Raw genomic sequence first — 23,594 nt, forward strand, 5'->3', positions numbered from 1 at the left:
GGTTTAGAGAGAAAAATTCACTTTCTTCTTCTCAAGAGCAGTGGAATCAATGCTAATCCAACAAGGGTTGCTGGACCGCATGTCTTGCTTGTTGTGGCTGGAGCTGAAGTGCTTGTTTCAGCTGGCTTTTCAGTCTCTGCTGGCTTTTCTGTTGTGGTTTCTGCTGGCTTCTCTTCTACTTTGCTTGCCTCTTTAAGTGCCCAGTGGATGAAGTTTGTAACGAAGGTTGGACCGTCAAGTGGAACTCCGTGGTATTTTGGAGCCCATGTTGGCTCGTAGTCACCGTATGGTGATTCACCGCTAACGATGAGCAAGCTCTGCTTTCCGTTGTCGAACTTGACAAACTCAACTGCTAAGAGTGTAAACACTCCAGTGTCGCCGGCCATGTAGGCATTTGCTGGTGGGTCGTTGTTCTCAACGATTGTACCATCTGTAGTTGTCTTGACGATTCTGTAAACGTTCTCTGGTATGTTTCCATCAACGAGCTTCTGCCAGTTTCCATTGTCATCAACATAAGCAACAACGCCAGGACCGTGGTAGAGGACTTTTCCTCCGTTCTTGAAGCCCTCAGTAATCATGCTTGCATCTGGAGTGTTTGGATCGGGGTTAACAATACCAACAACTCTGTATCCTCTTCCAGCGTTGCTTGTTGGGTCTTCAACTGAACAGAGATCCAATCTGAGGTGGCCAATTCCAAGCTGGTCAAGGAGTGAATTAACAGTGTCTTGAACTTGTACACCGCTTCCATAATCGCTGTCACCAGCAATCCAGAGAACCTTTCCACCTTGCTTGAACCACTCTGCAATTGCTTGAATCTCATCTGGCTCGAATGGACTTGATGGCTGACCAATGATAAGCATGTCAACATCTTTGAGAGCATCGGCTGTAATTTTATCACCAAGGTGTGGGATGCCTAAGGTGTCAGCAGCAGCTGGATCACCGAAGTATGCCCACTTCACATCAGTGATTGTCTTTACAATGCCATGTGCTAAAGTCTCATTGGTGTCTCTGTCAAGAACGTCTCCTGCAAGGTACTTGTCATTTTCACCGTGGGCTAGATCCACAGCGACAGTCGCTGCGCTGGCAAAAGCAATTCCGAAAAGCCCGAAAAGAACAAAAACTGACAGTAGTATTGAAAGCTTCTTCATGGCGTTCACCAAAAATGTCTAACGTATAAAGCAGTTATAAATCTTATTGAACCCCCATTAGGTAACAATGTGTAGCGAGGCACTCGAATTTATATTGGTAGATGTTGAGAAACTCAACACCAAAAGACAGCACTGGGGAGTTATGTACACTCATGATACTCTGACATCATGATAACATTAAATGCGTAAATGCCTTAAAGGATAACGTCATTTTTGGCTTAGGTGGTGTGAATGGACATAGAGAAAAAGATTGAGTTGATAACAAGAAAGCCAACTGAGGAGGTATTGACCGTAGAAAATTTGAGACAACTCTTGGAAATGGGAGTTCCTCTTCAGCATTATATAGGATTTGAAATAAGCGGTTACATTCATCTCGGTACTGGATTGATGGCGGGTGCAAAGATTGCTGACTTCCAAAAAGCAGGCATAAAAACAAGGATATTCCTAGCAGACTGGCACAGCTGGATTAATGACAAGCTCGGCGGAGACCTTGAGACAATTCAAAAAGTAGCTTTAACTTACTTTAAAGAAGGAATGAAGCAGAGCATCAAAGTTATGGGCGGAGATCCAGATAAGGTAGAGTTCGTCTTAGCGAGTGAGATCCTTGAAAAAGGTGACTACTGGCAGACCGTCATTGATATTTCAAAGAACGTTACTTTAAGCAGAGTTATGCGTTCCATCACAATCATGGGCAGGCAGATGGGGGAGGCAATAGACTTTGCAAAGCTGATCTACCCGATGATGCAGGTTGCTGACATATTCTACCAAGGAGTCAACATTGCACACGCTGGAATGGACCAAAGAAAGGCTCATGTCATCGCAATAGAAGTCGCTGAAAAGCTGAAGTACCATCCGCTTGTCTGGGAAGGCAAGAAATACAAGCCGGTTGCCGTTCACCATCACCTCCTACTTGGTCTGCAAGAACCACCAAAGTGGCCAATTGAGAGCGAAGAGGAGTTCAAAGAAATAAAAGCACAGATGAAGATGAGCAAGTCAAAGCCATACTCCGCTGTTTTCATACACGACAGCCCCGAAGAGATTAGGCAGAAGCTTAGGAAGGCATTCTGTCCTGCAAGAGAAGTCAGATACAATCCAGTTCTAGATTGGGTGGAGCACATAATCTTTAGGGAGGAGCCAACCGAATTTACCATTCACAGACCAGCTAAGTTCGGTGGTGATGTAACGTACACAACGTTTGAAGAGCTCAAGAAGGACTTTGCTGAAGGAAAGCTGCACCCACTTGACCTGAAGAATGCGGTTGCCGAATACTTGATAGAGCTCCTCAAGCCGGTCAGAGAGTACTTTGAAAAGCACCCAGAACCTTTAGAGCTGATGAAGGAAGTTAAGATTACGAGATGAGTTTTTATTCCCGTTTTAATTTCCCTTTTCTGGTTTAATTGAGCTTAACTAAGTATCCAGAATTGCAGACAGTTTGATTTATTACCAAGAGACTATTTTTGAGAAGTTTGCTCAGAAGAGTTTGTTGTGGTGCGGGGGCGGGGATTTGAACCCCGGAACCCCTACGGGACGGGACCCTCAATCCCGCGCCTTTGACCAGGCTCGGCAACCCCCGCTCAAGCCAAAATATTTCGGTCAAAATCAACTTATAAAGTTTTCTGTTTGGTACTACCGAAAAATTTATAAAATGCTTGACTCCCAATGATTTTGGACGCGGGCCGGTAGCTTAGCCTGGTTAGAGCGGCGGACTCTTAATCCGCAGGTCGGGGGTTCAAATCCCCCCCGGCCCGCCAACAAGCTGCACTTCTTCTGGAGTGCTTTTCGGAGACAAGAAAATGAGTTTTGAAAAATTAGGACTCTCAGAAAATACACTGGGAGCAGTCAGAAGAAAAGGGTTCTCGGAACCTACAGACATTCAGAGGGAAGTTATCCCTCTGTTCTTAAGAGGAGACGCAGACATAGTTGGACAATCACAGACAGGAACTGGAAAAACTGCATCATTCGCATTACCGCTTGTAGATGTTATCAACGAGTATGAAAGGGAAGTCCAAGCAATAATTTTAACGCCAACCAGAGAGCTTGCTCTTCAAGTAACTGACGAGATAAAGTCGCTTAGAGGCAAGAAAAGGATAAGAGTTCTTTCAGTATATGGAGGACAACCAATAGGCCCCCAGATAAGATCCCTTAGAAAAGGAGCCCACATAGTGGTTGGAACTCCTGGAAGAGTTCTCGATCACATCAGAAGAGGCACATTGAGGCTTGACGGAATTCAATACTTCATCCTAGATGAAGCTGACAGAATGCTCGATATGGGCTTCATAGATGATATAAGAGCAATATTCAGAGAGACACCAAGAAATAAGCGTGTCCTTATGTTTTCAGCAACGATGCCCCGTGAAGTTTTGAGGCTAGCAAAACGATACATGAAGGAATATGAGCTGATAAGAACAAGCAGCGACGAGCCAGTTCCAGAGCTTGTAGAGCAAGAGTATATTGAAGTTGTACCAGCAAGAAAAATAGCCGTGTTGAAAAGAATATTAAACAGTGAATTCTATGGAATAATCTTCTGCCAAACGAAGAGGGAGACTAGAATACTAGCAGAAAAGCTTGCACGTATGGGATATAGCGCTGAAGCTTTAAACGGAGATATGAACCAAAGAAGCAGAGAAAGAACCTTAATGCGCTTCAAAAGACAAAAAATAAACATTCTAGTTGCCACAGATGTTGCTGCAAGAGGAATAGACGTTCAAGACATCACTCACATTGTAAACTATTCTTTGCCACAAAACGCTGAAATGTATATCCACAGGATTGGAAGAACGGGACGGGCAGGTAAGAGAGGGAAAGCAATAACATTCATCATGCCGGGAGAGTATAGGAGGTTAAGATATATTGAGAGCGTTGCAAAAGTTAGCATAAAGAAATCAAAGCTTCAAGAAATCATAGACAAAGAAAAGAGCAGAGACTCAAGAAAGAAATACTGAGATTTATCTCGACTTGGCAATATCGAGAATTATTTTAAGGTTCTCCCCCTCCTCTCTTATCTCAATCCAAAACGCTGAATACTGCCCTAAGTCAGCTCTAACTTCTGGATCTGAAACTATACTGTCATAGAGATAATTGATCAGCTGTTCATGGAACAGAGGATTGTAATATTCAACAAACTTTTCAAATCTGAACGTCCAAACTTTTCCCTCTGAATATCCATTTGGCAGTGTGCCTTTGGAAAGTGACTGAAGTTTCTCATCAAGCATCAAGTTTGAAAAGTTCTTCAAAATTATTGAAGACAAGCTCCCAGAAATTGCCTGTGCATCTGCATCAGTGAACTTGTAATCCTGCTTTAGGAACTCTATCCCAGAGACAACTCCCAAGTTCTTTACTTTAGCACTGCCATTTACAAGAGTAACTTCATAAATTGTCGCATTTGAGATCGTTTTTCCGTTCTCCTTCCAGTACCGGTAATATGCTCCCAAATCCATGGCGGGAGGGTGTTGGTCTAGGACAAAGTACCACCCTCCAATTTCTATTACTGCCACTGCATGCCCAACATCGCTGTCCGTGAAGTTAATGCTGAAAATGTAAACGGGAGAGTAGTTCATACCCAAAAGCAGCCCAGCTGTTAAAATTGCGTAATCTGTGCAGACACCTTTTCCTTTCATTATTGTTTCATAGGGAGTTTGTATCGTGTTGTCTTTTCCTCTTACAATCTCAAAATCCCCATTGCTGTATATTTTAATTTCTGGAGCTGGGAGGGACGCTTTTTCCCAGTCATATTGGATATGCTCTTTTTCCCACTCTAGGATGTTCCAAGCACTTTGCTGTAAGCTGTCACCTTTAAGCTGCTCAGCTAAGGGCTTTATTTTAGCAAGCTCCTCTTTGCTTAAAGCACATGGGATTGCCCTTTCAAGGACATATCTCCAGAGAGGGTCCGAGCAAGAAGGAGTGGTATTAGATTGGGGCAACACTATTGTTGTAGAAGCAGTTTGAGTAGATGAGGTAGTTGCTGAAGGCTTGGTGAAGGGATGACTTTCTGAAGTTGATCTTTCTGTTTGGGTGATTGTCTCGATTTGAACACATCCGCTTACAAATACGAGTGCTATTATAAGTGCTGAAAGCATGAATTTAAGCAACCTCATACAGTCTCACCTTAGAAGTGGTTATGTACGGGAGATTAAAAATGTGTTGCATAGCAAACTTTGCTGAGAGCGGAGTTTAGTCAGAATGCCAGCATGAGTCCCGAGAACTTCAGTGAAAATGAGGGTGAGAGGAGCTTTGCTCTCTTGGTAGATTTAAGAGAGTAAAGAAGGATGTGGGAAACGTAGTTTTTCAAACTTTGGGAAAGTTTGGCCAAAAGTGTTTTTGGTCCATTTAAAGAGTGCGAGAGTTTGTTTATATTTCTAAGATCCCCTGATATAACACTGATTCAACTAAAAACAGCATTTAAGCGGTTTTCTTTCATCTTACGTCCGTAGAACGCTTTTTAGTGAAACACTGAAAATACGCTAATTTAGAGAGAAATCCACTCCAAGAAAGGCACTTAGAGAAGGATAGTGAAGGCAAAGTTTGTTGGCGGGCCCGGCGGGATTCGAACCCGCGACCTCCGGCTTAGAAGGCCGGCGCCCTATCCTGCTAGGCTACGGGCCCTCGGGAACTAATCATCAGAAAGGTATTTATAAAGATTGCGGTGGTTGAAAATGCACCGCTAGCTCTTTAAGTTTAAAAGAGCTATGGAAAGCAATGACCATGTGGAGGTATTCTCTGTCAAGGGAGAGGTTTTGAATCCTTGAAGGACACGGCATAATTGAGCGTACTTGATTTTGGTTGTTCCTGATTTGTTTTTTGATTTTGTTTACGCTTGTTCTTAGTATTGACTGAGATTGGTCTAATTTGTAATTTTTAAAATCATGTAGAATCGAAACTCTTATATATGCAACTTTTTTTTCATACCTATGGTGATAAAGATGACCAGAGTAGTCCTGACAACAGATGAGACGCTAACGAGTACATATCATAACGTACCTTTGTTGGACTTTCTCGGCTGTGCCCCCTATGACAAGCTCCCCAAGTGGGTGTTCTACCTCCTCGACTCGCAACTCCCGGACGAGAACGGTGTTTTAACTCAAGCACCCTACGGGCTGAGAAAGGTTGAGGCAGCCCTTCTGAGGGACGGCTTTAAGAGAAACGAAGTCGTTGTCGCTCACCCGCGCAAAATCGGGAAGTTTATCGGCGATGACACCACTATAGTGGCCCTTTACGAGATGGATCCCCTCGGCCTTGGCCCTGTCAGTATGATGTTCACCAACGGCGGCCAGTGGAAGAACTACACCAGCATCAAGTTCAGGGAGCTCGTCGAGAGGATAAACCGCGTGAGGGAGGGCAAGAACCTTAAGTTCAGGTTGGTTGTGGGCGGGCCTGGGGCATGGCAACTTGAGTTCAAGAGAGAGACTAAGGAAAAGCTTAAAATCGACCACGTGGTCATAGGCGAGGTCGATCACGTCGCTGGAGAACTCTTCAGGGACATTGAGAGCGGGAATACAGATGAGACGATATTTATAAAAGGCTGGCCTAGGGTTGAGGAAATCCCAACTATCGTGGCGCCCTCTTACAAGGGACTCGTCGAGGTAATGCGTGGTTGCGGTAGGGGGTGCCGCTTCTGCGAGCCCAACCTCAGGGTCGCCCGCTACATCCCACTTGAGAAGATCGAGGAGGAGATAAAGCTGAATGTTGAAGCTGGAATAGACCACGCCTGGCTCCACAGTGAGGACATCTTCCTATACAAGGTCGAGGATAAGAAAAACTTCTATCCAAACGCTGAAGCAGTAGTTGAGTTGTTCGAGATGGCCAGGAAGTACACACGTAACGTAAACCCGACCCACGGGGCTGTAGCTGGAGCCTTGGCCGTCCCTGGCATGATAGAGGAAATCTCCCACATAGTAGAAGCAGGCCCGAGTCACTGGGTCGGAATTCAGGTTGGCTTTGAGACAGCGGCTTCAGAGCTTATCGGGAAGTATATGAACAACAAGATGAAGCCCTTCTCTCCAGAGGAGTGGCCATGGGTTCTGCTGAACGGGACGTACGTCTTCAACAAAAACTACTGGTTCCCGGCTTACACAACGATCCTAGGTTTGCCTGGTGACACCGATGACTACGAGATTATGACTGCTCAGCTCATAGTGACGATGGAGAAGGAGCTTGAAAAGAAGCTTGGCAACAAGGCTCACTTCATTGTCACACCTCTAGCTTTTGTTCCAATGGGCCTGCTGAAGGATCAGGAGTTCTACAGGATCGATGAGATGATAACTTACGGCCAGTTTCTCCACCTGTACTACGCATGGAAGCACATGATGCACGAGGTCACCAAAGGGCTTCCGGCAGTCATGAGAGGCAATCCTTTCCTTATCCCGTTCTATCCTCTGGCCCGCTTGGGGACGCGCATCGTCATAAGGCAGATCGAGAAATGGGGTAAGGAAAAGGGCTACGAGGTGAAGGAGCTCGAGCCGTTAGATGTGCGCATCGAGGTGGAAGAGCACCGCTGGTACAGCACACCGAGCCTTGCTGAGGCGTATTAGACCCTTATCTCCACTTTTCTTCATTTCAATAAACCTTATTTGGGTCTTGTTTGAGGTAATAATTGCATAAAAAGTTTCAACTTTCGCTTTTTTTCAGGCAGGATGCATAATATGCTGAACTCTCAAGTGATCATTAACGTTATGAAAGAAAGAGAGAAGGCTCATGGATAGAGCCTTGTTGGAGTCCTTGGGAACAAGGTTGCCCATCTAACGTGGTCAAGATTGAGAATCCATGCAACTACTCTTTCTACACCAAGCCCAAAGCCGCTGTGCGGAACTGAGCCGTATTTCCTCAAATCGAGATACCACTCGTAGTCCTTTGGATCCATGCCCTCCTCTAAAATACGCTGCACAAGCTTGTCGTAATCGTCTTCTCTCTGTGAACCACCAATTATTTCACCATATCCTTCAGGTGCAAGCATATCAGCCGCTAAGACCTTTCTTGGGTCTTCTGGATCTTCCTTCATGTAGAAGGCCTTGATATGCTTTGGATATCCGTAAACAAAGAATGGTCTGTCGAATTCTTCTGTTAAAACCCTCTCCTCATCAGCTCCCATGTCTTCGCCCCACTCTATCTGAACGCCCTTGCTCTGAAGTATGTCAATTGCTTCATCATAACTTATCCTCGGGAAAGGTGGCTCTGTGTTCTTCAAGGTTGTGAGATCTTTTCTATACATTTCTATTTCTGATCTCCTCAACTCTAAGGTTCTCTGAACCATATAGCTAACGAGTTCTTCTTCAACCTTCATTATGTCCCAGAGATCCATCCATGCAGCCTCAAGCTCAAGGTGCCAGAACTCTGTCAAATGCCTCCTTGTTCTGCTCTTCTCTGCTCTAAACGAAGGGGTTAAGCTCCATACTTTTTCAAGGCCAAAGATTGCAGCTTCAAGGTAAAGTTGAGCAGATTGACTCAAGTAAGCAGTTTTGTCAAAGTATTTGAGCTTGAAGAGCGTAGCTCCACCTTCAACTGCCCCTGTAACTAATATTGGTGGAAATACCTCATACCAGCCGTCTTGAAGGAGCCATTCTCTCGCAGCTTGAATTAGAGTTGCCTTAACTTTCATTATTGCCGCTACTTTTGGAGATCTAAGGTGAAGATGCCTGACATCCAAGAGGAACTCTGGACTTGCGTCCTTGGTTATTGGGAAGAACTCGACGTTTTGAATTACCTCAATCTTATCGGCTTGAATTTCAACTCCTCCAGGGGCCCTTCTATCAGCCTTTACAACACCTTCAATTATCACGCTTGACTCTATTCCGGTTTTCTTTGCAGTCTCGTAGGCTTCTTTGCTGAGCTCCTCTTTGAATACGGTTTGAATAATTCCGCTTGAGTCCCTGAGGACTATAAACACCTTGTCTTTAATTTCTCTCTTTCTATACACCCAACCAGCAAGTTTAACCCTTTGTCCTTCCATTTCAGGTTTAACTTGAGCACAGTAAATCTTGTCAATCATAACCATCACCTCACAACTTTTTGAAAGTTAAACTGAGGGTTTATTAAACTAACCATGCTACCTAAAGAAAAGGCACCCATCAATTTATCCACAGTGCTAACGCTTTAACTTTCAGTCTAAGCTCAATTAACATCGGCATCGTGCATCGAGTTTTCTTCAGATAATCATTATTTAAATTCTTTGCCCTTTTAATTGACAGAATGACAAAAAGCTTTAATACTTTATTAGCTGAAATTACTTTCCCCACTGGAGGTGAGAGGATGAGAGCAATAATTGCAAGGTACATTTTGGATATTAATGGGGTAAGGGAAAACATGGCAGTTTTAATAGAAGATAATAAAATCTACGACGTTATTCCAAAAGATAAACTCAAGGAATATGATATTGATGAAATTTTTGGCGGAGAAAACTATCTTCTAATTCCTGGACTTATTAATGCTCACACCCATGTGGCAATGGCAAAATTCAGAGGGGTTGGAGACGACTTACCTCTTGATAAGTGGCTGAATGAAGTTATTTGGCCCATGGAAAAAGAGTGGACGCCAGAAGAAATCCATAAATGGGCACTTATTGGAATTGCAGAGGCTATTGCCAATGGCTCGACAGTAATCAATGATCATTACTTCTTTGCAGATGAGATAGCCAAAGCAGCTCAAAAGCTTGGCATCAGAGCGTTCATTGGGCAGACCATGATGGATTTAGTTGAATTTCCAATTGCAGAACCAGAGGAGGGGTTTAAGTTTTTCAAGAGATGGAAAGACAGAGATGAACTTGTTAAACCAGTATTAGCTCCACATGCTACTGATACGGTTTCTCTCGACCTTTTAAAAGAAACCAAAGAGTTTTCTGAAAAAGAAAAGGCATTAATTCATATGCATATTTCCCAGAGTAAAGAAGAAGTTTTTAGGGTCAAACAGAGAGAAGGGGTCTTGCCAGTTGAATACCTCAAAAAAGCTGGAGTCTTAAATGAGAACTTTATCGGCGTTCATGGCGTCTATCTGAGTGAGAGAGAAGTTGGGCTTTATGCGAAAAGTGGAGCAACGTTAGTGCATTGTGCAGTCAGTTTGGCAAAGCTCGAAGGGAGTGTCGCACCAATAATTGATTTATGGGAAAAGGGAGGCAACATTGCACTTGGAAACGACTGTGCGGCTTCAAATAATTCCCTCGATATGATTCAAGAGATGAAGTTTGCAGCAATACTGAATAAAGTTAAAGTCCAAAATCCTACTAAGGCTTCAGCGAAAGATGTATTCTACTGGGCAACAGTCGGAGGAGCAAAGGCATTAAAAATTAAAGCAGGATTGATAGAGAAAGAGTATCTTGCGGATTTAGTGCTAATTAACATCAACAAGCTCCACTTCACTCCAAAGACAAATCTGCTTTCACATCTGGTTTATTCCGCCAAGGGAAGCGATGTTGAGAAGGTTTTTGTAAATGGTGAGCTGATTTACGATAACGGTCGCTTTTCCAAGGTTAAAGTGAATGAAAATGTATTTAAATTTTAAAGTAGTTGAAAAAATATGGGGGAGCAATGTTTGGCAAGAAAAAAAAGAACAATAGAGTATCATGGGAATACCTCAAGAAGAGATATCCTGATGTAATTGAGGAGCTGAAAAGCCTGAGAAATTGGGACGAAGTAAAGTCATCAATTCCTGAAGCCGAAAGCATGGGAGATTATTCTATTGTGGCCTTACATGCAATATCTGCTCTTATCAGAGAGCTCAGAATTGAGAGAGAGTTGCTTGGGGAGAGAGTTGAAGTGCTCAATTCCAAACTTGAGTCTCTTAAAGCGGATAGTGAGAACACCATTAAGTCATTAAAGAAAGAAATTGAAGATTTAAAAAGTAGCATTGAGGAATTGGAAAAACGGACAATATTTCTCGATAGTGTGGAAAAGTTTGTCCCAAAGGTGAATGAATTAGAAGAAAAAATAGAAAGGTATCCCATGGAAATAGCAAACAGATTGGAGGAGAGGTACTCAAAGCAGATACTTGAAATGACAGAAGATATCATCAATCGGAGATTTAAAGAACTTGAGGATGATTTAAAGCGTGGTATCTTTGGCGTTAGCGTTGACTTAGCTAAAGTTCTAAAGGAGATACAAGAAAAGCATGAGTCTTTAATAAAGGAGAACATAAAGCTTAACGAACTGCTTAAAGAAAAAGACGCAAAAATTAAAGAGCTCACATACAAATTGTCCAAATTCCAAGAAACAGCAAAGAAAGTTGAGGACCTTAGTAAGAGACTAGATGAATATGAACAGTCCCTAGCCGAATTATCACAAATCAAGCAGGAATTAGCTAAGATCACGGGCGTCTATGAAGTAAAAGATGCCATAAAAATATTGAGGGAGGAGTTTGTACCAAAATCCAAAGTTGAGATGATAGCAAAAGAAATCAAGACGCTAATGGATTCACTCGAAAAAATTAAGAGAGAAAATGAAAAGCTGAAAAAAGAAAACGAACGGCTTAAAGAGGCTGTTAAAGCTCTGCTATCAAAGCAGGAAGAGACGACAGAATCAGAGGGATGACCTCTCTTGCAGTGAAAGGCGTGATATTCCTTCTTTTATCTTCCTGTTGACTAATGAGTCAGTATCCTTCAAATCCTGAAGTTTAGCTAGCACTATTTTTCTAAATCCCTTATTTTTGACTCCAAGCTCCACTAGAGTTTCCACCGTAGCAGCTCGGACAATGGGATCTTTGTCACACAGCAGGTTTAACAATTTTGGGAGAAACGGACTAACATACCTAAAACTGTTTTCGCTTAATGCAGAAATGAAGTTTAATGCCGCTAATTTGTCGGCACTTTCTTTTGAAGTCAGCAGATGGCTTATGTCCTTTATTATATCTCCAAGCAACAAAGGATTCGCACGTATAATTTCTTCCAGCACATATCCCATATTCACTCGAATCTTCCAGTTTCCAATCCGATAACTGGCAAAAATTATTGGGACGACCTTTCTAACCATTTCTGGCTCTTCCTTAGACAGCACGCCAAAAGCTCTGGCGATTTCTTGAGTTAAGGGAACTGCCTCACTTTTTCGAATCATGACCATTAACTTGGAGATTAAAGGTTCGTAAAGCTCGGGTTTTTCTTTGGCTACCTCTAATATAACAAGGAGAGCATTTTTGGCAACTATCCACAAATCATCATCTAAATACGAGATCACCTGCTTGAGGACTTCCTCATCACGCATAGCATAAACCAATATTTTATCCAATTCTTTCCCGGAAGCTAGAATCTCTCTAATATCAAGCTCTTCTTCCATCCTACACACCATAATTAAATATCACCAACATTTATATAAGCTTTCACCTGAAACCATCATGGGTGACTAGTATGGGGAAGCTAAAATACATCTTGGCGGTATTCACAATAACATTTCTTCTTATTGCCCCATTAACAGTAAGGGGAGAAAGCAACATAATACTGTGGAAAGGCCAAGTATGCGAAAATGTACCTTACCAAAAATCTATTGAGAGCGTGGATATAGCAAATAGCACAATTTATGTAGGTTGTGGATATATCGAGAATATAAAAGGGGTTCTGTGGTATAGGGGAAACATCACAGCCTTTTCATTGGAGGGGCAAAAATTATGGTCAGAAAGTGTTGGATTTGTAAGAAAAATTCAAAAAGTCCAAGATGGAATAATAGTAGGTGTAGATATAAGCAGAGGGCCTAGCGACTGGTTTGGAACATTAGGAAAAATTTGGCTCCTCCAAAACAATGGCTCTCTAGTATCAGGAAACATAACATACGGGAGCTTCTTTGATTTTCAAATAGTGGACAATGAGATTTACATTAGCGATGGATGGTGGATAGGAGAAGGAAAAGCTAACGAGACGTGGGGAAGAGTGTACAAATGGAAGGTACTTGGGGACAAATTTGTCGAGGAATGGTATGTTGAGCTGAATGGAACCATTGGAAGGGTAAGAGTCGGAAATGGGATTATATACGCGGGAAGTGGGGCCCCCTCAGGATACAGGATGAAATACTATTTTGGTGACGTTTACGGGATTTCCCCCGAAGGAAAAATTTTGTGGAAAGTTCACACAGGATGGTGGATTAGGGATATGGAAGTTTGGAACGATTACGTTATCGTAGGAACCGGGTTTGAAAATGTCGCAGGAAAATTGTATCTTATTGACAACAAGGGGAATGTTGTATGGAGCACTGATTTATATTACGTTGAGGACATCGAAGTAGAAAACAATGTGGCATATGTTGCAGGGATACAAGGGTCAGAAGGGAAAGTAACTGCAATAGACTTGGCATCCAAAAAGAAACTGTGGGAAGTTTCATTTCCTTATAGGGCTAAAGTTGTGAAATATTACAACAACAAGCTTCTCATAGGAACGGGGAAATTTGATATCAAACAGGAAAACAATCAAAGTGTTGTATACAATGTGGGAAGTCTTTATATTGTAGATTCCAAGACTGGAAACATCCTGGAGAAGATAGACACAGGCTACGTAAGAAGCATTGCTCTTTCAGGAAATATAGCCGTGATTGGAACTGGCGGGAAAGATTTCTACGTGATTGACCTCAGCAAAATTAAGGAAAAATCCACCTTGAATCAGCAAGCTTTGATGGTAATAGTTGCAGTTATTGTAATTGCAACGGGAATTGCAGCTTATACCAGCCGTAGAAAGCATGCAGAAAAATGAAAATCACATCGAGGCTAAGCCATATTTCACCAGTTTGTTTTACTATTTTTCTTCCATCCATTGTGTTTTCGCTGAGTCCTAAGAACTGGTGTATATTTAGAGGTTCAACTCTTTTAGTATCTCCTCTATATTATCTTTCAAATTATTTTTAGTGGGCTCCTCTTTTTTACCTTCAAGCCTGAGCATAAGCTTTTGAATCTGCTCCTCAAGCTTTTTGAGTTCTTCAAACTGGACTCTCAGCTTCTCATAGAACTCCTTTTCAATTGGAGTAACTGGAATGGGTTCGTTAACGATTTCGGCAATTTTATCTAATTCACCAGCAAGAGCGTACACCATTTGGTGTATTCTTATGAAGCTTTTTTCTGGGTTCAGTTCTTTTGTTTTGCCATCTTTCGTAACTTTCATTGGAAGCTCAAGACGCTTCAGCTTGACTATTATGTCATTAAATTTTGAATATACGCTATCATCAGGAACAGCTATCACGGCAAGCTTCCTCAGGTTCTTGAGCAGGGAAATTAAGTTGTCTCTAAGTTTTGCAAATTCTTCCTGTCCCTTTCCCGTGAGCACATAGACTTTGGCCAGGTCTCTAAGAGACAAGAGACCTCTTTTAGCCTCCATCAGACCATTTTGAAGTTTTTCAGGCTCAAGGTTGATGGCTGATGTGAGTAGCTCTATAAACTCCTGAACTTCACTCTCTTTTCTTTTCTCAATCACATCTTCTAGTCTTTCAATCTCCTCTTCCAGCTCTGCTATGATTTCCCTCTTCAGACTGTCTTTAAGTTCGTCTTTGAGTCCTTCAACCTCCTCTTTTAGGTCATGGACTTCTTTTTTCACACTGCCTAACTCGTAAGTGAACTTTGTGTTGGATTTTTCCTGCTCTTTGATGGCTTTCTCTATTTGGGCAAGCTTTTCAGAGATCGACTTGAACTCCCATAAGGCAACATCTTTCGACGAAAGTGCAGTTTCAATTTCTTTTATTTTGGAGTTCAGTTCTTTAAGCTTTTCTTTCATTTCATTCTCCAGCGACATCAGCTTTTTGTTGTACTCCTCAATGTCATTTTTGACATCGAAGTACTTTGAAACTACCTTCTGCACAGTACCTCTAACGTAGTATATCAGCAGAGCTGCAGTAACTAGTGTCACTGCAATTTCTACTATCATCGCTGTCCACCTGTTGGTGAAAATCCAACTAGAATAATGTGCTAGAAATATTTAAGGTTTTACGCTTTTATCATAATAGATTCTTTAATGTACCGTTGAATCTGCGTCCCCACTAAAGGATGAGACCTTCCAAAATCACAATAATAGATCCACAACTACTAAATAAGCCAAGCAGATTTCTTTGAATTCATCACATATTTTTGAAATTTTTTTAATTGTATGGTAACTTTACCATGATTTCATTGTTTCTTTAAAATTATCTACAAAATTGAACCGAAACTGTTATATATTTTCCAACTATTGATTTACATTTGGGTGGAGTGCTGCCTGTACACAAAAGGCGGAAACTCAAGCAACTCTGTGACGTGGGCTCATGTGCTCACCCGGAAAAGTAGGGGGTGAGAGTCATGGTGGTACCAATAGATCCTCACATATTACGTTCCCTTCACAGAAGTGATCTAAGAAAACGAATTCTCATTTACCTTCATGACATTTATCCCTCAGCAACATACCTTTCTGAGATTGCTAGAGTTGTCGGCTCCGACCCTTCAAATGTTCGAGGGGCTCTGGTTGGACTGGGCAACAGATACAATGGCGAAAGCTCTCTGGTGTACCTAGGACTTGTAGAAGAGATAAATAACAACGGTTTTAAATATTATAGGCTCACCGAATACGGGAAAAAGGTTGTAGAGTATTTACGAGAGTATTATAAATATTACAGAAAGTTCATGTGAGGTGAGCTAAATGTACAAGAACCTCGTTGAAATAGTGGATGCAAATCTAGAGCAGATGATTAGGACCTCTCTACTGTATGTAATCCAGCTTGGCACAAAGCATGGCATCTTCAAGGTTCTCTCCAAAAAGCCATCATACGTTGATATATTCCCTGAAATTGAGGTACACAATAAACAACTTCTTCTGGATTTCGTCAAGACTCTTATAAAATTAGGTATAGTTGAGGAAACCCCAACAAGACTCCAGCTAAATGGATTCTCATATACAATCACAGTTCCAGCTAAAAACTACAGCCTGCTGCTTCCAGATTGGGTAAGCAGTCTTGAAGAGATATACCGCATGGTAGATTTTGCCTTTATCACACCTGCTCATCCTCATATCTTAATGGACTTTGATGAAGATGCCGACTTCTGGGATATGAGAATGAGCACTAAATTTTCAAGGGTGTACAGAAAATTGATTGCCTTCCTTGGTGAATTGGACTCCAAGAAGCAGGTAATTGACATTGGCTGCGGTTCGGTTTCCCCATTGGAGATTGGAAAACAAGTAGGACCAAACGGCTATTATCTTGGAATAGACTACTCCCCAGCGCTGCTGGAAATTGCTAGGTCAAGAATTGAGGAGCATAACCTAGATTGGGTGGAGCTGAAGGAGATAGACGCCCACATAATTAAGCCAGTTAATGAGTACGATGTTGCCGTGATGAGCTTTGTCCTTGAGTATCTCAAAGATCCAGCCTCTGTACTCAGAAAGGTCATGGAGACGCTGAAGGAAGGAGGAAAGATGATAATTGTTGAACCGTTTAGAGACAACTTCCCATACATAGAGGCTTTGGAGTTTTTTGAACATCTCAACAAAGACTTTATAAGATTTCCAACACAGCAGGAAGTCGTTGATGCAATTAAAAAGGCAGGATTTGATGTGGACATTAAAACCTATGGAAAGAGCGTGCTGGTGATTACGAGGCTCTGATCTTGGTTTTCTTTTTTAGTTTTATGTTAATTGTAGTTTTTACAATGATTTTATAGTGCTCCCGCTCTCATCTAAGGAGATAGAGACACACCCCAGAAACTCATGACAGATTCTACCCACAATGCATCCAAAACAGATCCAAAATACTCCTATTCTACGTAACTGACCTACATATGCACCTACACAATTATCTACACTACTAAAAACAAAAAATTGCTTTATATTCAATCATTTTAGTAATATATTGAAAAATCTCCAAGGGGGTGCGCGGCAGATGCCCAGAAGAGGAGCTGTAGGTATTGGGACCTTAATTGTGTTTATTGCTATGGTGTTAGTGGCTGCAGTAGCTGCAGCAGTACTCATCAACACCTCGGGATTCCTCCAACAGAAGGCTTCAGCCACTGGAAGAGAAACAACCCAAGAAGTAGCAAGCGGAATCAAGGTCGAGAGAGTTGTCGGTAAGACCGATGACCCAAACACAACTACTACTGTAGAGCTTGACTATATAAGGCAGCTGGCAGTTTATGTCAGCCCGAACGCCGGTAGTAGCGGCATAGACCTCAGCAGCACCAAGGTTGTCCTGAGTGATGGTACTAAGGAAGCCGTTCTCAAATACGTTGGTGGACCTGATGTAAATTCAGACGCGTTCACTTCCGGAGTTCAGAGTGACATCTTTGATCTTGGACTCGCTGCTTGGAAGAACCTCGGTGCTTTATCAACCACCGGTTTCGGTATAATTGTCCTCCAGGATGCCGACAATTCTCTTAGCGCTGACTATCCAACCCTCAACCAGGGAGACCTGGTTGTTTTGACCATTATAGTAGGTACCACCCATGATGCAACCACTACATATACAGGTGTCTTCGGCAACGGTATCGCCCCAGGCGTAAAGATAACTGGTGAAGTCGTCCCAGAGTTCGGTGCACCAGGTGTTATCGAATTCACAACACCATCAACATACACCGAGGCCGTTATGGAGCTCCAGTGAAGCTTTTTCCTTTAAACACATTTTTTGAGTGAGGTGAAGTGCCATGAGGCGCGGTGCGGTTGGTATTGGGACCTTAATTGTGTTTATTGCCATGGTTTTAGTGGCTGCAGTAGCTGCAGCAGTACTCATCAACACCTCGGGATTCCTCCAACAGAAGGCTTCAGCCACTGGAAGAGAAACAACCCAAGAAGTAGCAAGCGGAATCAAAGTTGTTAAGATTATTGGTTACGACCCAGCTACTCCACCAGCTAGTGGTAAGATAACCAAGCTCGCCGTCTATGTCAGCCCGAACGCCGGTAGCACCGGCATTGACCTCAGGAAGACCAAGGTAATTCTCAGCGATGGTAACGCGCAGGCCATATTCAGGTACAGGACAGAGAGCTTTAACTGGACCAACTACATAGCCACATATCTCAGTCAAGGTGACAGCACCAAGTACATGATGTTCTACGACACTGCCGCTAACACATGGGTCAAGATAATCGCCAACTTCAGCACTGTTAACGTTGTTTACGACTCTGTAGCAGGTGTGTACAATATAACACTTAGCAATGCAGTTATTTCCGGTATTTCCGGTGGAACCCTTGGAACTGACAACGTCACGATTTACGCAAGTACAACTGGAACCACGGTCACAATCCAAGTTAAACCGGCCCTCAATACCTTTGCTGGCTACGCCCATGAAAGCGGCGTTGTTAACGACGTCTTCGGAACCTCACTCGATGCATGGGATAACATAACCGCTCCAACAGACTTTGGTCTCATAGCCTTGCAGGACAGTGACGGTTCCATTAAGGCCAACTATCCAACCCTCAACAAGGGAGACCTTGTCGTCATGACACTATTTGTGGGTGGTACAACGTACTTCGACCTTGGAACCAACACCATAACGATAACCGATGGAACAAACAGTGAAACTGCAGATCACGTTGGCTTCAGCGCGGTCTTTGACCCAGGATTCGCACCAAGAACCAAGATCACAGGTAAAGTCGTCCCAGAGTTCGGTGCACCAGGTGTTATTGAATTCACAACACCAAGCAGCTTCACAAGCAACGTTATTGAGCTTCAGTGATGCTCTTCCTTTAAACTTATTTCGGGGGGTGGTGTGAATGAAGAGGAAGTTTAGGGGTGCGGTTGGTATTGGTACATTAATCGTGTTCATTGCAATGGTGCTTGTTGCTGCAGTAGCTGCCGCTGTATTAATCAACACAAGCGGCTACCTCCAGCAGAAGAGCCAAGCTACTGGTAGAGAGACAACACAAGAAGTAGCAAGCGGTATTAAAGTTACCAGCGTCGTTGGTTACGCACCCTATGACTCTGTAACTGGAACATACCAGCCAATAAGCAAGCTTGCCATCTATGTAACACCAAATGCAGGAAGCTCAGGAATTGATATGAAAAAAGTCAGGGTTGTCCTTAGTGATGGTACGCTTGAAGCAACACTTCAGTATGACTCAACCTATTACTACAATGGTCTAGTAGATGACATCTTTTCATTAACCGCTCCATGGCCAACTAGTCCAACAGCATTCGGTATCGTTGTTGTTCAAGACAGCGATGGTAGCCTCAAGCAAAACACTCCAACCCTCAACAAGGGTGATATAGCAGTAATAACTATTGCCACTGATAAAGTATTCTCCACAACGAGTGGTATCGAACCCAATACCAAGATAACCGGCCGTGTTATCCCAGAGTTTGGTGCTCCAGGAGTCATCGACTTCACAACACCATCAACATACACCCAGAGCGTCATAGAGCTCCAGTAAAGCTTTTCCTATCTTTAACCTTTTCGTTTTTTAACAAACTTTTGGAGGTGATGCAATGCGTAGAGGTGCAATAGGCATTGGAACATTAATTGTCTTCATTGCAATGGTGCTTGTAGCTGCAGTGGCTGCAGGAGTTATCATAGGAACAGCAGGTTACCTCCAGCAGAAGGCTCAAGCAGCAGGAAAACAGACAACCCAGGAAGTTTCCAGCGGTCTTAGAGTGGTCAACGTCTACGGCTACGTCAATACAACACCGCCGAGCAACGGAACAATAGTGAAGATGGCAATATTCCTAACACCAAATGCAGGTTCAGCTGGCATTGACCTCAGCAATGCCAAAATTGTGCTGAGCGATGGGAAGCAACTGGTGGTTTACAACTACAGCGGTGTGCTTTACAAAGGGGAGATCATCAACCTCTTCAATGGAACAAATGAAACCAAATACATCTGGAACAAGACGGCGAGGGCAGAGTTCTCAATTGCAGTCATCAACGACATCGGCAATACCATGGAAGCGAATCACCCAACACTTGAGTTTGGGGATTTGGTTGCACTGCTCATATGGACAGATGTCTTCAAGACCAGCGATGGAGAAAACGGAATCGGACAGTCAACCAAGATCATCGGCAAGGTAATTCCAGAGACTGGAGCGGCTGGAGTTATAGACTTCACGACTCCAGCGACGTTTAACTATAATGTGATCGAGCTGCAGTGAGGTGGTGTGAGATGAAGAAGAGGGGTGCAATTGGTATTGGTACGCTCATCGTGTTCATTGCAATGGTGCTTGTAGCAGCAGTTGCAGCTGGAGTATTGATAGCAACAAGCGGCTACCTCCAGCAGAAAGCTATGAGCACAGGAAGACAAACGACACAAGAAGTAGCAAGCGGAATAAAAGTGATGAACGTTTACGGATATGTTAACGGGACTGTGCCTGGAGAGCACGACATCTCAAGACTAGTCATATATGTCAGCCCAAACGCAGGTAGCGGAGGAATAGACTTAGCCTACGTTAAAGTTGTCATCAGCGACGGAAAGAAAATGGCAGTTTACAGGTATTACGATCCCAATGAGGATCAGGACCTTGGTGTAGATGCCAGCTACTTCCACTACGTGGGAGATATAAGTGACATATTTGACTATGATACCAGTAAGGTACCTTACGGAACCCAGAGCACAACATTGAGCGATGGAACGTCAATAAAAGCGGTGTGGGAGAACCTCTACAACGTTACAGTGGAGCACCAAAAGGTGCTCTTTGGCATTGCCGTTGTCCAAGATGGGGACAATAGTCTAGGAAGTGCAGACCATCCAACCCTCAGCTGGGGTGACATAGCTGCGCTGATGCTGTGGACAACTCCCTTCGATAACGGGAGAGACAGCTTTGGTCTCCCACCAGGAACTAAAGTCATCGGGAAGGTCATCCCCGAGAACGGTGCTGGTGGTGTGATAGACTTCACAACACCAAGCACATACACGTCAAACATTATGGAACTCCAGTGAAGGGGGTGGCAGTAATGGCCCTGGACTTCCTTTCATCTTTGTTCAAGAAAAAGAATAAGCCTCCCGAAGAGGAGGCCACAGCGGACACAATGGAGCTTGCAGAAGAGCTTGAGGAGAAAGTGGAAAAGAGAGAAGAAGAAGAGATGCTCAACCAGCTGATGGAGAAGGTTAACGAGATTGAAAATGACATTCCTAGAATAAAGATTGGCATTGACACACTGAAGAAACAAATCCAAGAACTTAGGGAAGAGATAGAGAGACTCGACAAAACTATCAAAGATGTCATGATGCTTTATGAGGTCATCTCTCAAGAGATAAACCCATTCAAAGAGCAGATGGCACAAGAAAATCCACTTAGTCAAGAAGTGCAGGAACTCAGGAATGAGATAGAAAACCTCAAGCTAGAGATTGCACAAATTAAGAATGACCTCAAAGTGCTTGCAGGTTATGGTGTTGATCTCGATTCAATAATATATGAAGTGCTCGCAGAGGTGTGACCCATGGAGGATGTGAGGCTTGTCACTGAGGCTGATATTAATGCAAAGCTTTCAGAGCTTAAGGGCAAAGTGCCATCAGTGATAATCAACGATCTTAGGGAAAAACTAATTTCAAAGAAGGACACGCTGACATATGAGCAGCTTGAGAAGATCATTCAGAGAGTCCTCGATGCCTATGGAAGCCAAGCAACAAAGTACGAGCAGATAAGCAAGAGGGTCGATGAGTTAGGAAAGAGATTAAGCGAATTAAGCATGCAACTCTCAAGACTCGTTGAATCTCTTGAAGAGAAGAAGTTCGATATTCACGAGAAGAAAGCTGAAAAGATTGAAGAAAAGATTGAGAAGGTTAAAGAAAAGCTCGAAAAAGTTGAGGAGAAAATTGAAGAAACGCCTAAAGAGGAAGCTCCATCGGAAATAATAGAGGAGCTTCCAGAGAAGATTGAAGAACTGCATGAGAAAGTTGAGGAGATAGCAGAGAAAATTAAGGAAAAGAAAGAGAATATTGCTAAAGAAGTTCCAGAAGAAGTTGAGAAAATGGAAAAGAAGATTGAAGAAGTTGAAGTTGCTCCAGAAGTAGAGGAGATTCCTGAAGAAAAGATTGAAGTTGTGGAGGAAAAGCCTGAGGTTGTAGAGAAAGTTGCTGAGGAAGAAAAGGAAAAAGTTGAGGAAGTTGTTGAAAAACCCGGAGTTGTTGAAGTTAAAGCTGATAAAGAAGAAAAGATTAAGGGGGGTGTTGAAATGGCTGAGGAAAGGCTCTCACTTCCTCAAGACATAGCAAACTTATTATTCGCTGAAGAACCCAAAAAAGCAAGGTTGGAAAAGATACCCGAAGATATAGTGTCAACCATGATTGCACTGAAGTGGCTTGGCTTCCTTATTGACAGGGTCGGCATACAAAATCTTGAGAGGGTCCTTGAGTTTTACTATGAGATTGGATGGATAAGCGAGAATGTGCTCAACACTTTGCTGAGATATGCAAAGGGAACTAGACCACACCACAGAGACCCAGAATGGAAGCCAGCAGAGAAGCTCACAGTTCAGGATCACTTGGTAAGCTTGCTTTTCATCGAAAGACTGAAGGGATTGAGAATCACAAGGGACGTCTTGGACAAGCTTGAAAGAGAGCTCAAGATGCTTGAAAAGACCCTCGATGAGTTCTATGGAGTCTAGAGCAGTACAGCAAACACAAGGGTGGTAACATGGGCTTCAGCGTATCAGCAAGTGCAGCAATTCTCTTTACCTCCATTTTATTAATGGTATCAACCCTCTACATTACATGGGAGAACACATACTACCAAGTCATAGATGCTAAGTCTTATTGGTACAATCTTAAAGAATCTCAGCTTCATTTCAATGCTAAGATTTCATCACTTTCAGCTGTTGATGTTGATAATGATGGTCTCCTCGATGACTTGAATGTTACTTTCACCTATTTGGGCCCTCCTATCGATGGCACCTTTGATGTCATCTTTGATGGTGGGTATAATCAGACTGTAAATACTTACAAATACCTAATCCCAAATGCTGAGTATTCATACACTATAATTAATGGCGTTAAAGATACTAACCTCCACACTGTAGTTCAAGCCTTCCCAAACGGCTGTGTATTGAAGTTTGAGTACCAATACAATGGCACAGTCGTAAACTTGCTTAGCGAGAGTGTTTACTGCCCAACAGAGGTGAGCTGAATGGCCGCAGGAGGACCTGCTTCAGAGCTCATCATGTTCATTGTGGCTGTAATTATAGCGGGCACCGTTGCAGGTGCCTTAGCTTATGTTACCAATGATATAGCTAATGGAATGAAAACTAAAGGGGAAGATCTGGCGGACCAGTTAAAGATTGACTTTGCCATAGTTAATGACCCAGAAAATATTCCAGTCTCAGGTACCGGACCTTACAACTATACATTTTATATAAAGAACATTGGAAGAGAGAGCTTTGCATTTAACCCTCAGGCTGTGCAGGTATTTATTGATGGGAATTTAGTTCCTCCTGAGAACCTCACATTCACAGATGTTAATGGAAATCCGATAACGTCCCTTGCTCCCTATGAACTTGGTCAAATCATAGTCACTCGTGGAACCCAGCTTTCATCCGGACAGCACAAAATCACAGTAGTGTTGGAAAATGGCAAGAGGAGAAGCTTGGTGTTCGAAATCTAATAACATCGATGGGTGG

Annotated in this window: 22 protein-coding genes and 3 tRNA genes; 18 read left to right on the forward strand and 7 right to left on the reverse strand. The window is 42.9% G+C overall.

Annotated features, from left to right (window positions below):
* Positions 1 to 17: 17 nt before the first annotated feature.
* The gene (locus E3E24_RS10640; RefSeq protein ID WP_167915989.1) at positions 18 to 1,148 is read right to left on the reverse strand and encodes a CGP-CTERM sorting domain-containing protein; all 1,131 of its coding nucleotides are present in this window, start codon (positions 1,146 to 1,148) and stop codon (positions 18 to 20) included.
* A 231-nt stretch (positions 1,149 to 1,379) separates the two neighbouring features.
* Here E3E24_RS10640 and E3E24_RS10645 point away from each other — a divergent pair, with 231 nt between their 5' ends.
* Positions 1,380 to 2,507, forward strand: coding sequence for a tyrosine--tRNA ligase (locus tag E3E24_RS10645; RefSeq protein ID WP_167915990.1), 1,128 nt, complete (start codon positions 1,380 to 1,382; stop codon positions 2,505 to 2,507).
* 127 nt (positions 2,508 to 2,634) lie between these two features.
* Here the strand turns inward: E3E24_RS10645 and E3E24_RS10650 are convergent.
* Positions 2,635 to 2,722 (reverse strand) — tRNA-Leu (locus E3E24_RS10650).
* Between the two features lie 99 nt (positions 2,723 to 2,821).
* Here E3E24_RS10650 and E3E24_RS10655 point away from each other — a divergent pair.
* Together E3E24_RS10655 and E3E24_RS10660 are read left to right on the forward strand one after the other, a co-directional pair.
* Positions 2,822 to 2,899, forward strand: a tRNA-Lys gene (locus E3E24_RS10655).
* A gap of 42 nt (positions 2,900 to 2,941) precedes the next feature.
* Positions 2,942 to 4,090 (forward strand): DEAD/DEAH box helicase, encoded by a 1,149-nt coding sequence (locus E3E24_RS10660; RefSeq protein WP_167915991.1) that lies wholly within the window; start codon positions 2,942 to 2,944, stop codon positions 4,088 to 4,090.
* Between the two features lie 3 nt (positions 4,091 to 4,093).
* Here E3E24_RS10660 and E3E24_RS10665 read toward each other — a convergent pair whose 3' ends face one another.
* On the reverse strand, positions 4,094 to 5,242 hold the full coding sequence (locus E3E24_RS10665) for a transglutaminase-like domain-containing protein (protein ID WP_167915992.1): 1,149 nt from the start codon (positions 5,240 to 5,242) through the stop codon (positions 4,094 to 4,096).
* A 431-nt stretch (positions 5,243 to 5,673) separates the two neighbouring features.
* Positions 5,674 to 5,750 (reverse strand) — tRNA-Arg (locus E3E24_RS10670).
* A gap of 317 nt (positions 5,751 to 6,067) precedes the next feature.
* On the opposite strand from E3E24_RS10670, the gene E3E24_RS10675 reads away from it, so the two are divergent.
* On the forward strand, positions 6,068 to 7,675 hold the full coding sequence (locus E3E24_RS10675) for a radical SAM protein (protein WP_167916021.1): 1,608 nt from the start codon (positions 6,068 to 6,070) through the stop codon (positions 7,673 to 7,675).
* Between the two features lie 161 nt (positions 7,676 to 7,836).
* Here the strand turns inward: E3E24_RS10675 and asnS are convergent, their stop codons facing one another.
* Complete coding sequence (gene asnS / locus E3E24_RS10680) at positions 7,837 to 9,129, reverse strand: asparagine--tRNA ligase (RefSeq protein WP_167886909.1); 1,293 nt, start codon at positions 9,127 to 9,129, stop codon at positions 7,837 to 7,839.
* 260 nt (positions 9,130 to 9,389) lie between these two features.
* Here asnS and E3E24_RS10685 point away from each other — a divergent pair, with 260 nt between their 5' ends.
* Together E3E24_RS10685 and E3E24_RS10690 are read left to right on the forward strand one after the other, a co-directional pair.
* Positions 9,390 to 10,634, forward strand: a complete 1,245-nt coding sequence (locus tag E3E24_RS10685; protein WP_167886910.1) for an amidohydrolase — start codon at positions 9,390 to 9,392, stop codon at positions 10,632 to 10,634.
* 26 nt (positions 10,635 to 10,660) lie between these two features.
* The gene (locus E3E24_RS10690) at positions 10,661 to 11,659 is read left to right on the forward strand and encodes a hypothetical protein (RefSeq protein ID WP_167886911.1); all 999 of its coding nucleotides are present in this window, start codon (positions 10,661 to 10,663) and stop codon (positions 11,657 to 11,659) included.
* Here E3E24_RS10690 and E3E24_RS10695 read toward each other — a convergent pair.
* Positions 11,648 to 12,409: a HEAT repeat domain-containing protein gene (locus E3E24_RS10695; RefSeq protein ID WP_240912206.1), complete on the reverse strand. Its 762-nt coding sequence runs from the start codon at positions 12,407 to 12,409 to the stop codon at positions 11,648 to 11,650. The genes E3E24_RS10690 and E3E24_RS10695 overlap by 12 nt on opposite strands.
* Positions 12,410 to 12,468: 59 nt before the next feature.
* Here E3E24_RS10695 and E3E24_RS10700 point away from each other — a divergent pair, with 59 nt between their 5' ends.
* Positions 12,469 to 13,797 carry a PQQ-binding-like beta-propeller repeat protein gene (locus tag E3E24_RS10700; RefSeq protein WP_167886912.1) on the forward strand — a complete coding sequence of 443 codons (1,329 nt, stop codon included), beginning with the start codon at positions 12,469 to 12,471 and terminating at the stop codon, positions 13,795 to 13,797.
* A 96-nt stretch (positions 13,798 to 13,893) separates the two neighbouring features.
* On the opposite strand, the gene E3E24_RS10705 is transcribed toward E3E24_RS10700, so the two are convergent.
* Positions 13,894 to 14,958, reverse strand: a complete 1,065-nt coding sequence (locus E3E24_RS10705) for a hypothetical protein (protein WP_167915993.1) — start codon at positions 14,956 to 14,958, stop codon at positions 13,894 to 13,896.
* Positions 14,959 to 15,365: 407 nt separating this feature from the next.
* On the opposite strand from E3E24_RS10705, the gene E3E24_RS10710 reads away from it, so the two are divergent.
* The 11 genes from E3E24_RS10710 to E3E24_RS10765 all read left to right on the forward strand — a co-directional run bounded on the left by E3E24_RS10710 (position 15,366) and on the right by E3E24_RS10765 (position 23,578).
* Entirely contained in the window at positions 15,366 to 15,692 is a 327-nt protein-coding gene (locus tag E3E24_RS10710; protein WP_167886915.1) for a helix-turn-helix domain-containing protein, read from the forward strand.
* Between the two features lie 10 nt (positions 15,693 to 15,702).
* Positions 15,703 to 16,665 carry a class I SAM-dependent methyltransferase gene (locus E3E24_RS10715; protein WP_167915994.1) on the forward strand — a complete coding sequence of 321 codons (963 nt, stop codon included), beginning with the start codon at positions 15,703 to 15,705 and terminating at the stop codon, positions 16,663 to 16,665.
* Positions 16,666 to 16,939: 274 nt separating this feature from the next.
* Positions 16,940 to 17,653: a flagellin gene (locus tag E3E24_RS10720; RefSeq protein WP_167915995.1), complete on the forward strand. Its 714-nt coding sequence runs from the start codon at positions 16,940 to 16,942 to the stop codon at positions 17,651 to 17,653.
* Positions 17,654 to 17,696: 43 nt separating this feature from the next.
* Positions 17,697 to 18,725 (forward strand): archaellin/type IV pilin N-terminal domain-containing protein, encoded by a 1,029-nt coding sequence (locus tag E3E24_RS13090; protein ID WP_370520489.1) that lies wholly within the window; start codon positions 17,697 to 17,699, stop codon positions 18,723 to 18,725.
* 37 nt (positions 18,726 to 18,762) lie between these two features.
* Complete coding sequence (locus tag E3E24_RS10735; protein ID WP_167915996.1) at positions 18,763 to 19,419, forward strand: flagellin; 657 nt, start codon at positions 18,763 to 18,765, stop codon at positions 19,417 to 19,419.
* A gap of 55 nt (positions 19,420 to 19,474) precedes the next feature.
* A complete protein-coding gene (locus E3E24_RS10740; RefSeq protein ID WP_167915997.1) occupies positions 19,475 to 20,134 on the forward strand; it encodes a flagellin in 660 nt (219 codons plus the stop codon).
* Between the two features lie 11 nt (positions 20,135 to 20,145).
* On the forward strand, positions 20,146 to 20,919 hold the full coding sequence (locus E3E24_RS10745; protein ID WP_167915998.1) for a flagellin: 774 nt from the start codon (positions 20,146 to 20,148) through the stop codon (positions 20,917 to 20,919).
* A gap of 14 nt (positions 20,920 to 20,933) precedes the next feature.
* Positions 20,934 to 21,416 (forward strand): flagella accessory protein C, encoded by a 483-nt coding sequence (locus E3E24_RS10750; protein WP_167915999.1) that lies wholly within the window; start codon positions 20,934 to 20,936, stop codon positions 21,414 to 21,416.
* A gap of 3 nt (positions 21,417 to 21,419) precedes the next feature.
* The gene (locus E3E24_RS10755; RefSeq protein WP_167916000.1) at positions 21,420 to 22,586 is read left to right on the forward strand and encodes a FlaD/FlaE family flagellar protein; all 1,167 of its coding nucleotides are present in this window, start codon (positions 21,420 to 21,422) and stop codon (positions 22,584 to 22,586) included.
* Between the two features lie 29 nt (positions 22,587 to 22,615).
* Positions 22,616 to 23,104 (forward strand): flagellar protein, encoded by a 489-nt coding sequence (locus tag E3E24_RS10760; protein WP_167886923.1) that lies wholly within the window; start codon positions 22,616 to 22,618, stop codon positions 23,102 to 23,104.
* On the forward strand, positions 23,105 to 23,578 hold the full coding sequence (locus E3E24_RS10765) for a flagellar protein G (protein ID WP_167886924.1): 474 nt from the start codon (positions 23,105 to 23,107) through the stop codon (positions 23,576 to 23,578).
* Positions 23,579 to 23,594 lie beyond the last annotated feature (16 nt).

The sequence above is a fragment of the Thermococcus sp. LS2 genome (assembly GCF_012027375.1).
GTDB lineage: Archaea > Methanobacteriota_B > Thermococci > Thermococcales > Thermococcaceae > Thermococcus_B.

Excerpts from the sequence above, each read along its gene's own strand:
- E3E24_RS10640 (WP_167915989.1), bottom strand. The coding sequence starts at position 1,148 with ATGAAGAAGCTTTCAATACTACTGTCAGTTTTTGTTCTTTTCGGGCTT.
- E3E24_RS10645 (WP_167915990.1), top strand. The coding sequence starts at position 1,380 with ATGGACATAGAGAAAAAGATTGAGTTGATAACAAGAAAGCCAACTGAG.
- E3E24_RS10660 (WP_167915991.1), top strand. The coding sequence starts at position 2,942 with ATGAGTTTTGAAAAATTAGGACTCTCAGAAAATACACTGGGAGCAGTC.
- E3E24_RS10665 (WP_167915992.1), bottom strand. The coding sequence starts at position 5,242 with ATGAGGTTGCTTAAATTCATGCTTTCAGCACTTATAATAGCACTCGTA.
- E3E24_RS10675 (WP_167916021.1), top strand. The coding sequence starts at position 6,068 with ATGACCAGAGTAGTCCTGACAACAGATGAGACGCTAACGAGTACATAT.
- asnS (WP_167886909.1), bottom strand. The coding sequence starts at position 9,129 with ATGATTGACAAGATTTACTGTGCTCAAGTTAAACCTGAAATGGAAGGA.
- E3E24_RS10685 (WP_167886910.1), top strand. The coding sequence starts at position 9,390 with ATGAGAGCAATAATTGCAAGGTACATTTTGGATATTAATGGGGTAAGG.
- E3E24_RS10690 (WP_167886911.1), top strand. The coding sequence starts at position 10,661 with ATGTTTGGCAAGAAAAAAAAGAACAATAGAGTATCATGGGAATACCTC.
- E3E24_RS10695 (WP_240912206.1), bottom strand. The coding sequence starts at position 12,409 with ATGGTGTGTAGGATGGAAGAAGAGCTTGATATTAGAGAGATTCTAGCT.
- E3E24_RS10700 (WP_167886912.1), top strand. The coding sequence starts at position 12,469 with ATGGGGAAGCTAAAATACATCTTGGCGGTATTCACAATAACATTTCTT.
- E3E24_RS10705 (WP_167915993.1), bottom strand. The coding sequence starts at position 14,958 with ATGATAGTAGAAATTGCAGTGACACTAGTTACTGCAGCTCTGCTGATA.
- E3E24_RS10710 (WP_167886915.1), top strand. The coding sequence starts at position 15,366 with ATGGTGGTACCAATAGATCCTCACATATTACGTTCCCTTCACAGAAGT.
- E3E24_RS10715 (WP_167915994.1), top strand. The coding sequence starts at position 15,703 with ATGTACAAGAACCTCGTTGAAATAGTGGATGCAAATCTAGAGCAGATG.
- E3E24_RS10720 (WP_167915995.1), top strand. The coding sequence starts at position 16,940 with ATGCCCAGAAGAGGAGCTGTAGGTATTGGGACCTTAATTGTGTTTATT.
- E3E24_RS13090 (WP_370520489.1), top strand. The coding sequence starts at position 17,697 with ATGAGGCGCGGTGCGGTTGGTATTGGGACCTTAATTGTGTTTATTGCC.
- E3E24_RS10735 (WP_167915996.1), top strand. The coding sequence starts at position 18,763 with ATGAAGAGGAAGTTTAGGGGTGCGGTTGGTATTGGTACATTAATCGTG.
- E3E24_RS10740 (WP_167915997.1), top strand. The coding sequence starts at position 19,475 with ATGCGTAGAGGTGCAATAGGCATTGGAACATTAATTGTCTTCATTGCA.
- E3E24_RS10745 (WP_167915998.1), top strand. The coding sequence starts at position 20,146 with ATGAAGAAGAGGGGTGCAATTGGTATTGGTACGCTCATCGTGTTCATT.
- E3E24_RS10750 (WP_167915999.1), top strand. The coding sequence starts at position 20,934 with ATGGCCCTGGACTTCCTTTCATCTTTGTTCAAGAAAAAGAATAAGCCT.
- E3E24_RS10755 (WP_167916000.1), top strand. The coding sequence starts at position 21,420 with ATGGAGGATGTGAGGCTTGTCACTGAGGCTGATATTAATGCAAAGCTT.
- E3E24_RS10760 (WP_167886923.1), top strand. The coding sequence starts at position 22,616 with ATGGGCTTCAGCGTATCAGCAAGTGCAGCAATTCTCTTTACCTCCATT.
- E3E24_RS10765 (WP_167886924.1), top strand. The coding sequence starts at position 23,105 with ATGGCCGCAGGAGGACCTGCTTCAGAGCTCATCATGTTCATTGTGGCT.